The 363-nt window shown below is 46.8% G+C and carries 2 tRNA genes; both read right to left on the bottom strand.

Annotation, left to right across the window (positions count from 1 at the left end):
* A tRNA-Ala gene (locus AAEZ22_RS18235) sits at positions 1 to 73 on the bottom strand.
* A 111-nt stretch (positions 74 to 184) separates the two neighbouring features.
* A tRNA-Ile gene (locus tag AAEZ22_RS18230) sits at positions 185 to 261 on the bottom strand.
* Between the last annotated feature and the right edge of the window lie 102 nt (positions 262 to 363).

The raw sequence follows: 363 nt of genomic DNA, 5'->3' as shown, positions 1-363 counted from the left end.
TGGAGCTAAGCAGGATCGAACTGCTGACCTCCTGCGTGCAAGGCAGGCGCTCTCCCAGCTGAGCTATAGCCCCACATATGCTGGTCTTACTGTTTGTATACCGACTTTGCTTCCAGACAAGGCGTGGGAAATCGACGTTTAGTTTACTAAACGAGATATTCCATAACGATGTATGGGAGTAAAGTGGTGGGTCTGAGTAGATTTGAACTACCGACCTCACCCTTATCAGGGGTGCGCTCTAACCAGCTGAGCTACAGACCCAAACAATAAGTGTTGTTCTCTTTACAATTAACAATCATCTGTGTGGACACTACGAACAAATAAGTTCTAAATCGTATAAGGAGGTGATCCAGCCCCAGGTTC

The organism is Pseudoalteromonas sp. 20-MNA-CIBAN-0454 (assembly GCF_040308685.1).
Classification (GTDB): Bacteria; Pseudomonadota; Gammaproteobacteria; order Enterobacterales; family Alteromonadaceae; genus Pseudoalteromonas; species Pseudoalteromonas nigrifaciens.
The sequence above is the reverse complement of the archived record's forward strand: the minus strand, read 5'-3'. Positions and strand labels throughout refer to the sequence as shown.